The sequence below is a fragment of the Devosia alba genome (assembly GCF_039938915.1).
GTDB lineage: Bacteria > Pseudomonadota > Alphaproteobacteria > Rhizobiales > Devosiaceae > Devosia > Devosia alba.
The window spans coordinates 87,371-103,268 of record NZ_JBDUUI010000003.1 but is presented as its reverse complement, the minus strand read 5'-3'; the positions used below and the strand labels follow the sequence as shown (position 1 = coordinate 103,268).

The following is a 15,898-nucleotide window of genomic DNA, read 5'->3' as shown; positions in this document are numbered from 1 at the left end:
CGCTGGAATTGAGGGCGGACCATGAACCTGCTGGCGGGATTTGGCAAGGCTACATCGTCGAAAAACGATGGTTGCCTGGCGCAGTATTTCTCAAGCGGGCTGGAGCGAAAAGCTGGGCGCTGCGCGCTCATTGATGGGCAGGTGCACCGCCGCCGAGGCGAGGCCGAGCATGATGCCCAGATACCAGACCAGACTGTAGGATCCGGTCACATCAAAGACGTAGCCGCCGAGCCAGACGCCGACAAATGAGCCGAGCTGGTGGCTGAAAAAGGCGATGCCATAGAGCATGCCGAGATAGCGGGCGCCAAAGAACATGGCCACCAGCCCGGCCGTCAGCGGCACGGTGGACAGCCAGAGCACGCCCATGGCAGCGGCGAAGGTATAGGCGGTGAGTTCGCTGACCGGGAAGATCAGGAACAGGCCAATGGCAACGGCGCGCAGGAAGTAAATGGCGGCCAGCAGCAATTGCTTGGGCAGGCGACCGCCGAGATAGCCCGAGAGCAGCGAGCCGACAATATTGAACAGGCCGATCACGGCAATGGTCCAGCTACCCACCGATGGCGACAGGCCGCACTGCACCAAATAGGCGGGCATGTGCACATTGATGAAGGCCAAATGGAAGCCACAGACGAAAAAACCCACGACCAGGAGGCGGTAGGAGCCGTGACCCCAGGCCTGGGACAGGGTTTGCATGAATGGCAGGTCGGCTTGACCGACGGGATTTTCGGTGCGGCCGCGCAGGGCATAGCTAAGGGGGATGATCAGCAGCAGCGCCATGCCCAGATAGAGCAGGGCCGACTGCCAGCCAAAGGCGTTGATGAAGCCCTGGCTGATGGGGGCAAAGGCAAACTGACCGAAGGAGGAGGCCGCCGTGGCGACGCCGAAGATCAGCGAGCGCTTTTCCGGTGGCACGGCGCGACCAAAGGCTGCCATTACCACGCTGAACGAGGAAATGGCGATGCCAACGCCGGTGATGATGCCGGCAGTGACGGCCAGCACGCCGGCGGTGGGTGACACGATCATCAGCAGCACACCGAGGGCGTAGATCGCGGCACCGACGGCGATGGTACGACCGGTGCCGACGCGATCGGCATAGGCGCCGGCAAAGGGCTGCGCGATGCCCCAGGCCAGGTTCTGGATGGCCATGGCCATGCCCCAGCCTTCGCGCGACAGGTTCAGATCTGCCGTCATGGGCAGGGTGAACAGGCCGAAGCTGGTGCGCACGCCATTGCCGATGGCCGCCACGGCACAGCCGGCGATGATCAGCACGAGCAGGGGAACCACTGGGCGGAGGGCGGACGAGTTCATGGCGCGCGTTCTCTGAGTAAGACTCAGCTTTTACGCCGGCGCCGTGATTGGGCAAAGCGACAAAACAGAATGGGCGTTATCAGCTTTGGTGATGGGCAGTGCGCAAAGAAAAACGCCGAACCCCAGGGTCCGGCGCTTGATCGATTTAAGCAATGGTGATCAGGCGGTCTGCTTGACCGGGATGCCAGCGGCTTCCATGTGGGCCTGCAATTCACCGGCCTGGAACATTTCGCGGACGATGTCGGCGCCGCCGACGAATTCGCCCTTCACATAGAGCTGGGGGATGGTTGGCCAATTGGTATAGGCCTTGATGCCGTCGCGCAGTTCGGCGCTGTCGAGCACGTTGGCGCTGTCATAGGTGACGCCGAGATAGCCCAGAATCTGGACGACCTGGCCGGAAAAGCCGCATTGCGGAAAGTCCGGCGACCCCTTCATGAACAGGAAGACGTCGTTGTTCTTCACCTTTTCATCGATGAAAGCGTTAATATCGGTCATTGCAGCAGCCTTTCGTGAGCCAAGGGCGGGCCAGAAAATTGTTAGACCACAAATAGGAGCTTGGCGTGGCGCTGTCGAGGGGGCCATCGGCAATCGCCGATCAAGTCGGGGTGCGTCACAAAAGCGCTATGACGCGGACTGGCTAGAGCCGCGCGGCAATCCAGGGGTGGGTGGTGACATCCTCAACGGTGGTGAACAGCACGGCCTCCCAGCCGGCGCGGCGGGCGCCGTCGATGACTTTGGGGGTGTCATCGAAGAATAGCGGTGGTTCGGTCTGCGGGCCGATGCGGTGTTCGATAAAATCGAAAAAGCCCGGCTCCGGTTTTCGGACGCCAGCGCGGGCGGAATAGAAGATGTCCTCGAAGAGTTCGCCAAGTCCCAGCGTCTGCCAAAGCCAGAGCGCCCGCATGTGGTCCTGGTTGGTGGCAATGTAGAGCCTGAGGTCATCGCGTGCCCTGAGCTGGCGGACGATGTCGAGCAGCGGCTGGTTCAGATCGCTGTCATGGCTGAGCCAATAGTTGACGAAGGCCATGGGCGAGCCTCTATAGCCCAAGGAGGGCAGGCGGCGATCGAGAGCCTCAACCAGCGACATCTCGCCGACGACGACCTTCTTGATGAAGATGTCGAAGATAAATTCATTGCGGAACCGCTCGCGATCGATGCCGAGGTCTTGCAGGAGTTGGGCGTCCCAGTGTCGCTGCAGTTCCGGGCGGGCGTGATAGCCATGTACCAGCACGCCATCGACGTCGAAGAATACGGCGCGGGTCATGGGCGGGTTTCCATTGCGCCAAGGCCGGCAAGGACTTGGGGTGGAATGCTCAGGCTCTGAATCACGTCCGTATGACGACGGAAGCCGATCAGTTCGCGCTGCACGAAATAGGCCCAGACGGCGCTGCGGGCCTGCTGCAGGGCCTGCAAATCGCCCGGCGCGCTGGTCAGCGCCGCAATGGCGGCGATGACCTTGTGTTCGGCGGCGCCGAGTGAGGAAGCGCGTTCGGCCATGATTTCATGGTCGAGGGCGGTGGTGCCAGCCTCGGGTTTGACCATGCGGACCAGATCGAGCGAGTCGCGCAGTGACACCGGGCCGGCCTAACGCTAGTCCGGTACGTTGGTCTGCAGCGCCAGGGCGTGCAGGGCGCCGCCCATGTCGCCCTGCAGGGCATCGTAGACGAGCTTGTGCTGCTGCACGCGGGACTTGCCGCGGAAGGATTCGGAAACCACCGTGGCGGCCCAGTGATCGCCATCGCCGGCCAGATCGCGGATTTCAACCTTGGCATCCGGAATGGCCGCCTTGATCCGGCGTTCGATTTCGCTGCCATCCATCGCCATGACACAACTCCTTGGGTAAACCACGGTCGAGTGACCGATTCAGCGCAGGATAGGCCACGGCAGGGGCGGCAGCAATACAACGGGCAGCAAAGGCGCTATTGTGCCGCGGCTGGTTCGGGCGAGGGCGGCACGGCAACGCAGCATTCGGCGTCGGCGCTGGTGGAGAAATTGGCAATGATGAAATTGACAATCGGGCGGGCCTGTTCGGCCTGCGTCGTGTCGAACAGGCAATCGAGCGTGTAGCCGAGCCCGTTGGCGACGGTTTCGGTGTGCACGATGGTGAGCGGCATACCCATGGGCGAATCGGTGCTGGTGCCCTCATAGATCAGCGCCGGATCACTCTGGTAGGCGGTGGTGCCGGTGGTGCCCAGCACGAAGCCGGGGAAGGTGGCGCGCCAGCCTGCTTCCAGTTCAGCCACATCCAGCGAGTCCAGGGCCCCCTCGGGCGTCCAGTCGGTCTGCTCCACGGGCACGTAGCTCATGGTGCACTGCAGGGGCGCATCGGCATGATTGATGGTCAGCGGCTTGTCGACGCCGCCGGAGGCCTGCATCGTGGCGGGATAGATCAGGGTGTAGGACTGATCGGGCAGCACCGAATGCGTCACGCTGATGTCCTGCGCGACGGCAGCATGGGTGCCCAGCGCCATGATCAGGGCGGTCACGCAGACAGTAGCCGGTCGAATGTTCATTGAGCTCTCCAAAAGAAACGACGCCGCCCTTGAGGGTTCAAAACACCCCAAAGAGCGGCGATCATAAGGCAGTCCGTCGATTAGGCTGCGGCGCCTGCCATAAAGCCGGGAAACCAACCCTCATGGGCGGCCTTGAGGTCGGCGACCGGCACGGGGCGGGCGGCGCCCAGCGTCAGCGCCGTGCCGCCGGTGGTGCCGATCCAGGGGCAGAAAACGCCCAGTTGCCGGGCCTGGTCCCAGAGCGCCAGCATGGCATCGCCCTGCGGGTCGAGATTGACGGTAACCAGGTAGCGGCCCTGATCCTCGCCAAAATACTGCAGGACGGGATCCTGGCCCTCCAGATCAACAATCTGTGCGCCGATGCCCGAAGCCACGGCCATTTCGGCCAGGGCGACGCCCAGGCCGCCATCGGACAGGTCGTGACAGGCAGTGACGACGCCGGAGCGGATCAGCTGGCGCACGAAATCGCCGGTGCGGCGCTCATGGGCGAGATCAACCGGTGGCGCCGAGCCATCGCGGCGATCGAACAAATCGCGCAGGTAGATGGACTGGCCGAGATGGGTGCCGCGCTTGTCGGGCGATCCGACCAGCAGGATGGCCTGGTTCTCGGCGGCAAAGGCGATAGAGGCCATGCCGGTCCAGTCGGGCAGCAGGCCGACGCCACCAATGGTGGGGGTGGGCAGGATGCCCTGGCCGTTGGTCTCGTTGTAGAGGCTGACATTGCCCGAGACGATGGGGAAATCGAGCGCCAGGCAGGCCTCGCCAATGCCCTTGATGGCATGAACCAGCTGGCTCATGATTTCGGGGCGTTCGGGATTGCCGAAATTGAGATTGTCGGTGGCGGCCAGCGGCTCGGCGCCGGTCGCGGTCAGATTGCGCCAGGCCTCGGCGACGGCCTGCTTGCCGCCCTCATAGGGATCGGCCTGGCAATAGCGCGGGGTGACGTCCGAGGTGAAGGCCAGCCCCTTGGTGGGGTGACCATCGACGCGGATGACGCCGGCATCGCCGCCGGGACGCTGCACGGAATTGCCCTGGATCATGGTGTCGTACTGCTCATAGACCCAGCGGCGCGAGGCGCACTGGTGGCCACCGACCAGCTTGAGCAAGGCGTCGGCCACATCCATCTGCGGCACGTCGCTGGCAGCCAGTGCGGGGGCGGGGGCAGCCGGGGTCCAAGGGCGGTCATATTCGGGGGCCTGGTCGCCCAGATCCTTGATCGGCAGATTGGCAACTTCATCGCCCTGCCACAGCACGCGGAAGCGCAAATCGTCGGTGGTCTTGCCGACGGTGGCAAAATCGAGCTCCCATTTGACAAAGACCGCGCGGGCCACGGCTTCCTTGTCGGGATGCAGGACCATGAGCATGCGCTCCTGGGATTCCGAGAGCATCATCTCATAGGCGGTCATGTTGGTTTCGCGCACCGGCACCATGTCGAGGTCCAGTTCGACGCCGAGATTGCCCTTGGCACCCATTTCGACGGCCGAGCAGGTCAGCCCGGCAGCGCCCATGTCCTGAATGGCGATGACGGCGCCGGTGGCCATCAGCTCAAGGCACGCCTCGAGCAGGCGCTTTTCGGTGAAGGGGTCGCCAACCTGGACCGTGGGGCGCTTTTCCTCGATGTCGTCGCCGAATTCGGCCGAGGCCATGGTAGCGCCACCGACGCCGTCGCGGCCGGTCTTGGCGCCGAGATAGACCACTGGCAGGCCAACGCCCTTGGCTTCGGACAGGAAGATGCTGTCGGTATCGGCCAGGCCCGCCGCGAAGGCATTGACCAGAATATTGCCGTTATAGCTGGCGTCGAATTCGACTTCGCCGCCCACCGTGGGCACACCAAAGGCATTGGCATAACCACCAATGCCCGCCACGACGCCGGAAACCAGGTGCTGGGTCTTTTCATGGTCGACGGCGCCAAAGCGCAGCGCGTTCATCGCGGCGACCGGGCGCGCGCCCATGGTGAAGACGTCGCGCAGAATGCCGCCCATGCCGGTGCCGGCGCCCTGATAGGGCTCGATGAAGCTCGGATGGTTGTGCGATTCCATCTTGAAGATCACGGCCTGGCCATCGCCGATATCAACGACGCCGGCGTTTTCGCCCGGGCCCTGAATGACCCGGGGGCCGGTGGTCGGCAGGGTCTTCAGCCACTTCTTGGAGGATTTATAGGAGCAGTGCTCGTTCCACATCGCCGAGAAGATGCCCAGCTCGGTATAGGTTGGCGTGCGCCCGATCAGATCGAGAATCTTCTGGTACTCGTCGGGCTTGAGGCCATGGTCGGCAACGAGTTCAGGGGTAATCACGATGTCATTGGGGTTGGTCATCAGGCTGGGTTTCCGTAGGGCGGCTCTGGAAAATATTCCATGTGGGTCTGGGTGGAGCGGGCCATGTCTTCGCCGAACAGATGCCCCACCAGCCACAGGGTCATGTCGATGCCGGCTGAGACACCGGCGCTGGTGACGATATTGCCGTCATGCACGAAACGCTGGTCGAGAATATAGGTGTGCGGCGCATGGGCGCGCAGAAAGTCCAGCGCGCTGCGATTGGTGGTGGCCTGGCGCCCTTCGAGGAAACCGGCGCGCGCCAGCAGCGCGGACCCGGTGCACACCGAGGTCTGCCATTTGGCCTGCGCCAGATAACTGCGCAATTCGGCGTTGAAGACATCGTCCTGGGCCAGCTGGCGGGTGCCCTTGCCGCCGGGAACCAGAACGACATCGGCGCGGGGCTTGTCGGCAAAGGCATGGTCGGCGGTGATCTTGAGGCCCTTGGCGCAGGTGATGGCCGTATCGGGCCAGCCAACAGTGAACACATCGAGTGGTGCACCGAGCTGTTTGGCCATGGAAAACACTTCCCAGGGACCGACAAAATCCAGCTCTTCAACGCCATCAAAAACCAGAATGGCAATGCTCGCGTGAGCGGCGGTTTCAGGCATGGTGGTCCCTCCAGAAAAGGGGCAGGGGGAAGATGGCGTGCAGCATACCCGACAGAGGGCGGGTGCGCTGCATTTCAGGCGGCCTGGCCGAGCAGGCCGGTAAACAGAGCCCGGCCATCAGTGCCGCCATTGGCGGCCTCAATGAGGTTTTCGGGGTGTGGCATCAGGCCGAGCACGTTCTTGCGCGCGTTGAGAATGCCGGCAATGTCGTGCAGCGAGCCATTGGGATTGGTGCCTTCGGCGTAGCGGAAGGCCACCAGGTCTTCACCCTCGAGACGCTTGAGCGTCTCGGCGTCGGCAAAATAATTGCCGTCATGATGGGCCACGGGGCAGCGAATAATCTGGCCCTTTGTGTAGCCGCGGGTGAAGTCGGTGTCGGCATTGATGACCTCGAGCTTGACCTCGCGGCAGACGAATTTGAGCGAGGTGTTGCGCATCAGCGCGCCGGGCAGCAGACCGGCTTCGATCAGGATCTGGAAGCCATTGCAGACGCCCAGCACCTTGGTGCCCTGCTCGGCGCGGGCGCGGACTTGATCCATGATCGGCGAGCGGGCGGCGATGGCGCCACAGCGCAGATAATCGCCATAGGAAAAGCCGCCGGGGATGACGATCAGGTCGACATCGGGCAGTTCGGTATCCTGGTGCCAGACTATGGCCGGGGCGGTGCCCGATACCTTGGTCAACGCCGCGATCATGTCGCGGTCACGATTGAGTCCAGGGAAGACGATGACAGCGGCTTTCATCGGCTATTCCTCGCTATGTCAGGAGTTGCGAGGCTCTTTTGGTGAGTCTTGGCGGAAAAGGCAAGGGCCGTGATGGGATATCGCGGCCCGAGCCTCGCCAGCGCCACGGCGCCGCTACTCGGCCGGGTTGGCCTGTCCCTGCTCGCGCCGTCGTGCGGTGCCGGGCAGGTGGGCCCAGGCGGGACGCTCGAACAGGAACCTGCCGAAGCCGGTACGCTGCACCAGCCAGAGCAGCACGAGCGGGGAAATGATCGCCACGGCCATGGTCAGGAAGGTCAAGAGCGTGGGTTCGACAAGACCGAGCTTGATCAGCAGGGTGCGGGCAATGCCCATGGGCAGCACGAAGGCGACATAGACGATCAGGGACTGGCTACCCATCCAGCGCAGCCAATCCATCATGGGCAGGCGGGTGAGCAGGGCGGCAATGACGCAGAGGGCGGCGGTGCCGAGCAGCGCCAAGATCAGATGCACGCCGGGCAGGCCGGCCAGGCCCATGACCGGGTGGACAGGATCGATGGCAAAGCCGGGGGAGAACACCAGCGCGGTGTGAACAATCAGCCAGACCGCCAGGCCGACCAGGGTCAGTGCGATATTGCTGGTGGCCCAGTCGGTGAGGCGGAACAGCTGGGGCGCGAGCACGAAGCCGGCGTAAAAGAACACAAAATAGGCGGCGAACTGGTCAATGGCGTAGCTGCCGGTGTGGATCGCGGCCATTTGCAGAACGGCGCCCACGGCGAAGACGGCCCAGACGGGCGCGCGCAGGCTGTGCAGCATCCTGGTGGCGGCGCTGACCACGGCCAGCATGTAGATGAACCACAGTACGCCATAGGGCTGGATCAAGGCCCAGGCGAGTTGCTCGACGGCACCCAGCGGATCGGTGGCCAGCAGGCCAACCTTGAAGACGATGTGGATGAGCGCCCACAGGCCATAGAAATAGAGGTAGTGGACCACCCGACGGTCGGCAAAGGCGCGCCATGGGCGATCGATCACCTGCGACAGGAACAGGCCAGAAATCAGGAAAAATTCGGGCATTCGGAACGGGGTGGCAAAGGCGATTGCCCAGTGGAAGGCGCCGACGCGACCGGTGTCCTCGCCAACGCTGGCGGCGGCATACATCATCACCACCAGAATGATGGACAGGCCCTTGGCCATGTCCACCCAGTCGAGACGCTTGTTGTCGGCTGTCATTGTCCACACTCCGCTGATGCCGGGCATATTAGCGGGAGGAGCAACGCCAGCGGGTAAACAGCGGCCAGCAGGCGCAAGCTAGCTATTTGACTGGTAAGCAGTTTGCTAACGCCTGCGCACCATCAAGCCGATGCCGGGACGCGATCAGTGCCGCTGCGGCCCGGGCACGCGCGCGTTTGTGGCCTGGTGCGCGCCGCGATGCGGCTGTCGGCGGCGGAGAGCTGTTAGACCGGCACCGAGGCGTAGGCGGCGAACATTAGGCCTAGGGTGGCGAAAAACATGACCGAGAGGGCGACAGATTTGAGCATAGCAAAGGGTCCGGCGCCCTAGAGTGGCGCACTATTAGTTATCGCCGTCAGGCGTTAATTTGAGATTTCGATCGCGTAGTTTTCGATCACCGTGTTGGCCAGCAGCTTGTCACACATGCTGGTGATCTGAGAACGCGCGGCCGCCACATCGGTTCCCTCCAAAACAAGATCAAAGACCTTGCCCTGGCGGACCGAGGCGACACCGGGAAACCCCAGAGTCTTGAGCGAACCTTCGATGGCCTGACCCTGCGGATCGAGGACGCCGGCCTTGAGTGTGACGGTTACACGGGCTTTCATGGGGTCTGCTCCCGGACTATTGAACGAGACGCGGACCAGTGGTCAGCGCGTTTTCGGTTTCAACCAGAATGCCAAGGCGCTGGGCGACGTCGCGGTAGCTTTCGATCAGACCGCCCAGGTTTTCGCGGAAGCGGTCCTTGTCCATCTTGGCGCGGGTCTTGACGTCCCACAGCCGGCAGCTATCGGGGCTGATCTCGTCAGCCAGCACGATGCGCATCAGGTCGCCTTCATAGAGGCGGCCGCATTCGATCTTGAAATCGACCAGTTGGATGCCGACGCCCATGAACAGGCCGGTGAGGAAGTCGTTGACCCGGATGGCCAGGCTCATGATGTCGTCGAGTTCAGCCGGGGTGGCCCAGCCGAAGGCGGTGATGTGCTCTTCGCTGACCATGGGGTCATGCAGCGCATCGTCCTTGTAGCAGAACTCGATGATCGAGCGGGGCAACTGGGTGCCGGGCTCAAGGCCCAGGCGCTTGACCAGCGAGCCGGCGGCAAAATTGCGCACGATGATCTCAAGCGGAATGATCTCCACTTCCTTGATCAGTTGCTCGCGCATGTTCATGCGCCGAATGAAGTGCGTGGGAATGCCCAAACCGTTCAGCTTGGTGAAGATGAACTCCGAGATTCGGTTGTTCAGCACGCCCTTGCCGTCGATGATTTCATGACGGGCGCCATCACCAGCGGTGGTGTCGTCCTTGAAATACTGAACCAGAGTACCGGGCTCAGGACCTTCGAACAAGATCTTGGCCTTGCCCTCGTAGATTTTGCGACGACGGTTCATTGCGAATCCGGACCATTGGGGAGAGAGGAGGATTTGGCCGCTTCATGTGCCAGAACCCGACTAAAAAGCAAGCTCTATTGCATTGGCGCGGGTGATGGCAACCCGAGCAGGCCTTGCCTGAGCATGTGGTCGCAGCGCTGGAGGAGGCGTTGATTTGGCCGGATGAACCGCCTATGTCGATGCATGAGCGCCCGGCAGGGCGGAGCTATCAAAGCGAGCGGAGAGTGGCATGAAGCAGTTTGAGGATCGGGCGAAGGGGCAGGAAGCCAAGTTTGCCTTCGACGCTGAAACCAGGTTCAAGGCTGAGGCGCGGCGCAACAAGCTGCTCGGCATCTGGGCTGCCGAACTGCTGGGCCATACCGGGGAGGCAGCGACCGCCTATGCGGCCGAAGTGGTGGCAGCCGACTTCGAGGAAGCCGGCGACGAGGATGTGTTCCGCAAGGTGGCGGGCGATATCAAGGCCAAGGGGCTGAGCATTGGCGAGGACGTGATTCGCGCCAAGATGCTGCAGCTGACGCAGACCGCCAATGAGCAGGTCGCCGCAGAAGGCTGAGCGTTCTGCTAAAACGAAATCTGGAGGAGCCGGTCGCGTGACCGGCTCTTTTTTTTTGGAAATTTCGCGCTGGTTTTTGATCTGGCACAAAGTTGTGCCGCCACGGCTGACTATATTCTGGGGCATTGGGAGGACACATACTATGACTGATAGCGTCAAAAATCGGGCAGGCGATCCCCTCTACTCATCGCAACAGCGGCTGATTTTTCCGTTTCTTGATAACTTCTATGATGGCTTTGCCAAGCCCTTCGCCTGGGTCGCCTTGCGGCTCGCCGTCGGCCTGGTCCTGGCGTATGAAGGCTGGGTGAAGATGGGCAATCCCATGGCCATGGCCGGGTTTGTGGAAAGCCTGAATTTCTATCCGGGCTGGTTCTGGTCGCCCGTGCTGGGCCTGGTCAATCTGGTGGGCGGTCTCTGCATCGCCTTCGGTCTGCTGACGCGGCCCATGGCACTGGCCAATACCGTGATGTTGGCCGTTACCCTGTGGTTTCACTACACCCACCCCTATGGCCCGACATTTCTGACCGAGGCGGGCATTGAACTGCTCAAATCGCCCGGCGCCGCGCAGTATTTCACGGCAGACGCCTTGCGCCGGCTGGCAGATGGTGGTGGCGCATTCCTGACGCAGGTGCAGGGCAAGGCCAATTTCGCCTCGCTGTACTGGACCGGGGCGACGGCGCTGTTTGCGGCCTATGGCGGCGGAGCATGGTCGATCGACCGCAAGCTGGGCAAAGAGTTCTAGCCATAGCGCCAGGATGGATTCTGCTGGGAGCCGGTCGCAAGATCGGCTCCCCTTTTTTAAGGGTGCACCGCCACCTTCTCGCCGCGCGCGAGGCCGGGTCTTGATGGTAAGCGGCGGGATATGGCGGCTGCCAGCACCATGCTGCAGGCGAGCTGGTTGACGGTGGCAAACTGGCGGCGATCCGGAAGAAGCCAGGCTAGAGCCGCTGCATCAGCCGGGTGAACATCAGCAGGCCTTCCGGCCAGGGGCCGTGGCCCGACTCCAGGTTGATGTGGCCGGCTTCGCCAGCCTGATGGAAGTCTGAGCCCCAGCAATTGGCAAATTCCACGGCCCGTTCCAGCGATACATAGGGGTCGTTGCTGGAGGCAACGAGCATGGACGGAAACGGGAATGGATCGCGCGGGATCGGGCGGAAGCCATGCACCTCTTCGGGGGCAGCGGGGCTCAGTTCGACGTCGGTGGGGGCAACGAGAAACGCGCCGCTCACATTGTCGGGCAGGCGGGGGGCGGCGTGCGCCACAGCCGTGACGGACAGCGAGTGGGCAATCAGCACGACCGGGCGCGTGGTCAGACGACAGGCCTGATCAATGGTGGCGACCCAGTCATCGAGGTCGGGTTCATCCCAATCGGCCTGTTCTACAATGGCCGCGGTGCGCATGCGCTCGGCCCAGCGCACTTGCCAATGGCCGGGGCCGGAATTGCCGAGGCCGGGCAGGATCAGGATGTCGGCGTCAGCGAGTTTCATGAGCGGTCTATCCTTGGACGCATGAAGGCTGCCATGGGCTCTGTCATGCCAATATGGCGGTAAAACCCTTCGGCATCGGGTTTGGAAAGCAAGACTATGCTGATTTTTGGGCCGAGCAACTCAGTGGCGGTATCGAGCAGGGTCTGGCCAATATGCTTGCCCTGTTGCCCCTCGATCACCGCCAGGTCGATGCAATAGCAGACCCAGTGCCAATCCGTGATGGCGCGCAACAGGCCGAGCAGCGCACCACCGGCATCGCGCGCAGTGATCAGCAGGTCGGCGTTATCGAGCATGGCCTGGATGCGGTCGGGATTGGCCAGGGGACGCCCCTGGCCCAGAGTGGTGGCGCCCACGCAGGCAATGTAGTCGGCGGCCGTCAGGCCGTTTTCGCGGGCGTAGGTGATCAAGGTCTAGGCGCCGAAGACACGCCGGAAAATCGTGTCGACGTGCTTGAGGTGATAGGCGTCATCGAACATGGCGTCGATTTGCGCATCGCTCAGAGTCACTTCGGGGTCGTTCTTGAGGTTGGCTGCGAACTGGCCGGCGCGGTCGCCCTGCATGGCCCACACCTTCATGGCATTGCGCTGCACGGCGGCATAGCTGTCTTCGCGGCTATAGCCGGCCTGGGTCAGCGCCAGCAGCATGCGCTGGGAATTATGCAACCCGCCCAGCAGGTCGAGGTTTTTCCGCATGTTTTCGGGATAGACCACCAGCTTGTCGATGACGCCGGTGAGGCGGGCCAGCGCAAAGTCGAGGGTGACGGTGGCGTCGGGGCCGATCATGCGCTCGACCGAGGAGTGCGAGATATCGCGCTCGTGCCAGAGCGCCACGTTTTCCAGCGCCGGGGTGACCATGCCGCGCACGAGGCGGGCGAGGCCGGTGAGGTTTTCGGTCAGCACCGGGTTACGCTTGTGCGGCATGGCTGAAGAGCCCTTCTGGCCGGGAGAGAAGAACTCCTCGGCTTCGAGCACTTCGGTGCGCTGCAAATGGCGGATTTCGACGGCAACGCGCTCAATGGAGCTGGCGACGACGCCCAGCGTGGCGAAGAACATGGCGTGGCGGTCGCGCGGGATCACCTGGGTCGACACCGGCTCGATGGAAAGCCCGAGCTTTTCGGCGACATATTCTTCGACCTGCGGATCGATATTGGCAAAGCTGCCAATGGCGCCGGAGATGGCGCAGGTGGCAATTTCGGCGCGGGCCGCGACAAGGCGGGCGCGGTTGCGGGTGAACTCGGCATAGGCCTCGGCCAGCTTGACGCCGAAGGTGGTCGGCTCGGCGTGGATGCCGTGGCTGCGACCGATGGTGATGGTGTCCTTGTGCTCATAGGCGCGGCGCTTGAGGGCGGCGAGCAGGGCATCGCAATCGGCAATCAGCAGGTCGGCGGCGCGAGCCATCTGCACCGAGAGGGTGGTGTCGAGAATGTCCGAGGAGGTCATGCCCTGGTGCACGAAGCGGGCGTCGGGGCCGACGATTTCGCTGAGGTGGGTCAGGAAGGCAATGACGTCGTGCTTGGTGGTGCGCTCGATCTCGTCGATGCGCGCGACGTCAAAGCCGTAATCGCCGTGCTCGGCCTTGCGGGCATTCATCACGTCCCAGATGTTCTGGGCGCTCTCTTTGGGGACCACGCCCAGTTCGGCGAGCTTGGTGGTGGCGTGGGCCTCGATCTCGAACCAGATGGCAAAGCGCGTTTCGGCGGACCAGATGGACACCATTTCGGGGCGGGAATAGCGCGGGATCATGGGCTTAGGCTTTCGGGTTCAATAATTGATTCAGGCGAGGCGGGTGGAGGCCGCAGTACGGATGGCGGCAATGCGGGGGGCGTAGGTGGCTGCGTCATTGCCGCCATATACCGAGGAGCCAGCGACAAAGACATTGGCGCCTGCTTCGGCTACGGCGCGGGCATTGTCGGGGGTGATGCCGCCATCGACTTCGAGATCGATGGCGCGGTCGCCGATCAGCGCGCGTGCCTGGCGCAGCTTGTTCAGCGATTCGGGAATGAAGCTCTGGCCGCCGAAGCCGGGATTGACCGACATGATCAGCAACAGGTCGATATCGCCGATCACATTCTCGAGGGCGGAGACGGGGGTGGCCGGATTGATGGCGACGCCGGCCTTCTTGCCCTCGGCCTTGATGGCCTGAATGGTGCGATGCAGATGCGGGCCAGCTTCGACATGGACGGTGATGATATCGGCGCCGGCCCTGGCGAAGGCGGGGATATAGAGATCGACCGGGGCAATCATCAGATGCACGTCGAACGGCTTGCTGGTGATCTTGCGCACCGATGCCATGACCAGCGGGCCAAAGCTGATATTGGGCACGAAATGGCCATCCATCACATCGACATGGATGTAGTCGGCGCCGGCCGCGTCAATCGCCGCGACTTCTTCGCCGAGCCGGCTGAAATCGGCCGAAAGGATGGACGGGGCGATGCGGATCGGTCGCGTGGTCATGGCAGCAATACCTCAGCCGGCAGGGATGAGGCTGGAATATAGCGGGCAGGGGGTTAGGGCAAGGGTGGAGGTGACCGGGCAGCAATGCTTGTGCGGGGGGCGGTTGCGGGCCCAGGCCCTCAACGATGCCGGGCCAGGATCGCGGCGTAAACCATAAAGCGGCATCGCAGCGGACTCCGGCGTGGGTCTGCGTTAAGGTTTCGTCAACCATATCTGGGAGGGCGTGATGCGAGTTCCGTCGATTGGTCTGCCGCTTGATGAGCGCCGCATTGTGCGCGAGGGCTATCGGCTCGCCGAGCGGATGCTGCGCGATTACGTCGATCCGCCGGGGCCGTTCGCGGTGATCGGCGCGACGCTGGCAAACTGCCGCCAGATGCTGCGCGGGTTTTACCAGGTGATCGCGCGCGGCTGAATCCGGCGGCATGGGGCGCGCGTTCGGGCGGCCCGCTTCACGAAGGGGCGATGTGACATCGGGCGCATTGCATTGACGGGCCGACGCGGTAGAACAACACCGCAAACGGGAGCGTCATCTTGGAATTTTCATTGCCATTGGTGTTCGGCGCCGGCGTGCTGAGCTTTCTGTCGCCATGCGTGCTGCCGCTGGTGCCGCCTTATCTCACCTATATGAGTGGCGCGAGCTTTGACCAGCTGCGCGATGAGGGCACCACTGCCGGGGCCCTGCAACGCCGGGTGGCGTTCACGTCGCTGTTCTTCATTCTCGGCTTTACCGTGGTGTTCGTCCTGCTGGGCGCCACAGCGACGGCCTTTGGCCAGGTGTTTCGGCAGGCCTTGCCGATCCTGACGCCGATTGCCGGCGTGCTGATCATCGCCATGGGCCTGCATTTCCTGGGCGTCTATCGCATCGGCCTGCTCGACCGGCAGATGCGGCACCAGGGGCCGGGGGTGGCCAGCGGGCCACTGGGCGGCTTTCTGCTCGGCCTGGCCTTTGCCATCGGCTGGACGCCCTGCATCGGGCCGGTGCTGGCGGCAGTGCTGTCGGTAGCGGCGAGCAAGGGCACGGCCTGGGAAGGGGCCGGGTTGCTGGGCCTGTATTCGCTGGGGCTGGGCGTGCCGTTCTTTCTGGCCGGCATTGCGGTGGGGCCGTTCCTGGCATTCTTCCAGGGCTTCAAGCGCCATCTGCAGACGGTTGAGCGGGTGATGGGCGGCCTGCTGGTGCTCACCGGCGTGCTGTTCCTGACCGGCAATTTCAGCCGGCTATCCTACTGGTTTCTTGAGACCTTCCCGGCACTTGCCAATTTCGGCTGAGCGGTAATGGCCGCTTAACCGTGGTCACAGATACGTGATTTTTCCGGTTCCGGTTCAGTCCTGATTTACCCGGGGGCG

Annotated in this window: 20 protein-coding genes; 4 read left to right on the top strand and 16 right to left on the bottom strand. The window is 63.0% G+C overall.

Annotated elements, in window-relative coordinates; all coding sequences use genetic code 11:
- Positions 1 to 90 precede the first annotated feature (90 nt).
- The 12 genes from ABFY71_RS05620 to purC form a co-directional block, all read right to left on the bottom strand.
- Positions 91 to 1,308, bottom strand: a complete 1,218-nt coding sequence (locus ABFY71_RS05620) for an MFS transporter (protein ID WP_347945054.1) — start codon at positions 1,306 to 1,308, stop codon at positions 91 to 93.
- Between the two features lie 159 nt (positions 1,309 to 1,467).
- Complete coding sequence (gene grxD, locus ABFY71_RS05615; RefSeq protein ID WP_305579171.1) at positions 1,468 to 1,803, bottom strand: Grx4 family monothiol glutaredoxin; 336 nt, start codon at positions 1,801 to 1,803, stop codon at positions 1,468 to 1,470.
- Positions 1,804 to 1,945: 142 nt separating this feature from the next.
- Positions 1,946 to 2,572, bottom strand: coding sequence for an HAD family hydrolase (locus ABFY71_RS05610; protein WP_347945053.1), 627 nt, complete (start codon positions 2,570 to 2,572; stop codon positions 1,946 to 1,948).
- Positions 2,569 to 2,883 carry a DUF6665 family protein gene (locus ABFY71_RS05605; protein ID WP_305579169.1) on the bottom strand — a complete coding sequence of 105 codons (315 nt, stop codon included), beginning with the start codon at positions 2,881 to 2,883 and terminating at the stop codon, positions 2,569 to 2,571. The genes ABFY71_RS05610 and ABFY71_RS05605 overlap by 4 nt, the downstream gene beginning before the upstream one ends.
- Positions 2,884 to 2,898: 15 nt before the next feature.
- Positions 2,899 to 3,132 carry a BolA family transcriptional regulator gene (locus ABFY71_RS05600; protein ID WP_305579168.1) on the bottom strand — a complete coding sequence of 78 codons (234 nt, stop codon included), beginning with the start codon at positions 3,130 to 3,132 and terminating at the stop codon, positions 2,899 to 2,901.
- A gap of 95 nt (positions 3,133 to 3,227) precedes the next feature.
- Positions 3,228 to 3,821, bottom strand: coding sequence for a hypothetical protein (locus tag ABFY71_RS05595; protein WP_347945052.1), 594 nt, complete (start codon positions 3,819 to 3,821; stop codon positions 3,228 to 3,230).
- An 80-nt stretch (positions 3,822 to 3,901) separates the two neighbouring features.
- Positions 3,902 to 6,136: a phosphoribosylformylglycinamidine synthase subunit PurL gene (gene purL, locus ABFY71_RS05590; RefSeq protein WP_347945051.1), complete on the bottom strand. Its 2,235-nt coding sequence runs from the start codon at positions 6,134 to 6,136 to the stop codon at positions 3,902 to 3,904.
- Positions 6,136 to 6,744: a DJ-1/PfpI family protein gene (locus ABFY71_RS05585; RefSeq protein ID WP_305579165.1), complete on the bottom strand. Its 609-nt coding sequence runs from the start codon at positions 6,742 to 6,744 to the stop codon at positions 6,136 to 6,138. The genes purL and ABFY71_RS05585 overlap by 1 nt, the downstream gene beginning before the upstream one ends.
- A gap of 74 nt (positions 6,745 to 6,818) precedes the next feature.
- Positions 6,819 to 7,487 carry a phosphoribosylformylglycinamidine synthase subunit PurQ gene (purQ, locus tag ABFY71_RS05580; protein WP_347945050.1) on the bottom strand — a complete coding sequence of 223 codons (669 nt, stop codon included), beginning with the start codon at positions 7,485 to 7,487 and terminating at the stop codon, positions 6,819 to 6,821.
- Between the two features lie 114 nt (positions 7,488 to 7,601).
- The gene (locus ABFY71_RS05575; protein WP_347945049.1) at positions 7,602 to 8,675 is read right to left on the bottom strand and encodes an acyltransferase family protein; all 1,074 of its coding nucleotides are present in this window, start codon (positions 8,673 to 8,675) and stop codon (positions 7,602 to 7,604) included.
- Between the two features lie 362 nt (positions 8,676 to 9,037).
- Positions 9,038 to 9,280: a phosphoribosylformylglycinamidine synthase subunit PurS gene (gene purS / locus ABFY71_RS05570; protein ID WP_347945048.1), complete on the bottom strand. Its 243-nt coding sequence runs from the start codon at positions 9,278 to 9,280 to the stop codon at positions 9,038 to 9,040.
- A gap of 16 nt (positions 9,281 to 9,296) precedes the next feature.
- On the bottom strand, positions 9,297 to 10,061 hold the full coding sequence (gene purC / locus ABFY71_RS05565; protein ID WP_305579161.1) for a phosphoribosylaminoimidazolesuccinocarboxamide synthase: 765 nt from the start codon (positions 10,059 to 10,061) through the stop codon (positions 9,297 to 9,299).
- Between the two features lie 229 nt (positions 10,062 to 10,290).
- On the opposite strand from purC, the gene ABFY71_RS05560 reads away from it, so the two are divergent.
- Positions 10,291 to 10,614: a DUF1476 domain-containing protein gene (locus ABFY71_RS05560; RefSeq protein WP_347945047.1), complete on the top strand. Its 324-nt coding sequence runs from the start codon at positions 10,291 to 10,293 to the stop codon at positions 10,612 to 10,614.
- 142 nt (positions 10,615 to 10,756) lie between these two features.
- The gene (locus tag ABFY71_RS05555) at positions 10,757 to 11,356 is read left to right on the top strand and encodes a DoxX family protein (protein ID WP_347945046.1); all 600 of its coding nucleotides are present in this window, start codon (positions 10,757 to 10,759) and stop codon (positions 11,354 to 11,356) included.
- 196 nt (positions 11,357 to 11,552) lie between these two features.
- Here the strand turns inward: ABFY71_RS05555 and ABFY71_RS05550 are convergent, their stop codons facing one another.
- From ABFY71_RS05550 to rpe, 4 genes are read right to left on the bottom strand one after another with little or no spacing between them, the layout of a single operon-like run.
- Positions 11,553 to 12,101, bottom strand: a complete 549-nt coding sequence (locus ABFY71_RS05550; RefSeq protein ID WP_347945045.1) for an RBBP9/YdeN family alpha/beta hydrolase — start codon at positions 12,099 to 12,101, stop codon at positions 11,553 to 11,555.
- A complete protein-coding gene (locus tag ABFY71_RS05545; protein WP_347945044.1) occupies positions 12,098 to 12,508 on the bottom strand; it encodes a GNAT family N-acetyltransferase in 411 nt (136 codons plus the stop codon). Before ABFY71_RS05545 ends, ABFY71_RS05550 begins: the two co-directional genes overlap by 4 nt.
- A gap of 3 nt (positions 12,509 to 12,511) precedes the next feature.
- On the bottom strand, positions 12,512 to 13,843 hold the full coding sequence (gene purB, locus ABFY71_RS05540) for an adenylosuccinate lyase (RefSeq protein ID WP_347945043.1): 1,332 nt from the start codon (positions 13,841 to 13,843) through the stop codon (positions 12,512 to 12,514).
- A gap of 30 nt (positions 13,844 to 13,873) precedes the next feature.
- Complete coding sequence (gene rpe, locus ABFY71_RS05535; protein ID WP_347945041.1) at positions 13,874 to 14,554, bottom strand: ribulose-phosphate 3-epimerase; 681 nt, start codon at positions 14,552 to 14,554, stop codon at positions 13,874 to 13,876.
- 226 nt (positions 14,555 to 14,780) lie between these two features.
- Here rpe and ABFY71_RS05530 point away from each other — a divergent pair, with 226 nt between their 5' ends.
- Positions 14,781 to 14,966 carry a hypothetical protein gene (locus ABFY71_RS05530; RefSeq protein WP_305579155.1) on the top strand — a complete coding sequence of 62 codons (186 nt, stop codon included), beginning with the start codon at positions 14,781 to 14,783 and terminating at the stop codon, positions 14,964 to 14,966.
- A gap of 119 nt (positions 14,967 to 15,085) precedes the next feature.
- The gene (locus tag ABFY71_RS05525; protein WP_347945040.1) at positions 15,086 to 15,820 is read left to right on the top strand and encodes a cytochrome c biogenesis CcdA family protein; all 735 of its coding nucleotides are present in this window, start codon (positions 15,086 to 15,088) and stop codon (positions 15,818 to 15,820) included.
- The last annotated feature ends 78 nt before the right edge of the window (positions 15,821 to 15,898 follow it).

Coding starts and splice junctions, on each gene's coding strand:
- ABFY71_RS05620 (WP_347945054.1), bottom strand. CDS start 1,308: ATGAACTCGTCCGCCCTCCGCCCAGTGGTTCCCCTGCTCGTGCTGATC.
- grxD (WP_305579171.1), bottom strand. CDS start 1,803: ATGACCGATATTAACGCTTTCATCGATGAAAAGGTGAAGAACAACGAC.
- ABFY71_RS05610 (WP_347945053.1), bottom strand. CDS start 2,572: ATGACCCGCGCCGTATTCTTCGACGTCGATGGCGTGCTGGTACATGGC.
- ABFY71_RS05600 (WP_305579168.1), bottom strand. CDS start 3,132: ATGGCGATGGATGGCAGCGAAATCGAACGCCGGATCAAGGCGGCCATT.
- ABFY71_RS05595 (WP_347945052.1), bottom strand. CDS start 3,821: ATGAACATTCGACCGGCTACTGTCTGCGTGACCGCCCTGATCATGGCG.
- purL (WP_347945051.1), bottom strand. CDS start 6,136: ATGACCAACCCCAATGACATCGTGATTACCCCTGAACTCGTTGCCGAC.
- ABFY71_RS05585 (WP_305579165.1), bottom strand. CDS start 6,744: ATGCCTGAAACCGCCGCTCACGCGAGCATTGCCATTCTGGTTTTTGAT.
- purQ (WP_347945050.1), bottom strand. CDS start 7,487: ATGAAAGCCGCTGTCATCGTCTTCCCTGGACTCAATCGTGACCGCGAC.
- ABFY71_RS05575 (WP_347945049.1), bottom strand. CDS start 8,675: ATGACAGCCGACAACAAGCGTCTCGACTGGGTGGACATGGCCAAGGGC.
- purS (WP_347945048.1), bottom strand. CDS start 9,280: ATGAAAGCCCGTGTAACCGTCACACTCAAGGCCGGCGTCCTCGATCCG.
- purC (WP_305579161.1), bottom strand. CDS start 10,061: ATGAACCGTCGTCGCAAAATCTACGAGGGCAAGGCCAAGATCTTGTTC.
- ABFY71_RS05560 (WP_347945047.1), top strand. CDS start 10,291: ATGAAGCAGTTTGAGGATCGGGCGAAGGGGCAGGAAGCCAAGTTTGCC.
- ABFY71_RS05555 (WP_347945046.1), top strand. CDS start 10,757: ATGACTGATAGCGTCAAAAATCGGGCAGGCGATCCCCTCTACTCATCG.
- ABFY71_RS05550 (WP_347945045.1), bottom strand. CDS start 12,101: ATGAAACTCGCTGACGCCGACATCCTGATCCTGCCCGGCCTCGGCAAT.
- purB (WP_347945043.1), bottom strand. CDS start 13,843: ATGATCCCGCGCTATTCCCGCCCCGAAATGGTGTCCATCTGGTCCGCC.
- rpe (WP_347945041.1), bottom strand. CDS start 14,554: ATGACCACGCGACCGATCCGCATCGCCCCGTCCATCCTTTCGGCCGAT.
- ABFY71_RS05530 (WP_305579155.1), top strand. CDS start 14,781: ATGCGAGTTCCGTCGATTGGTCTGCCGCTTGATGAGCGCCGCATTGTG.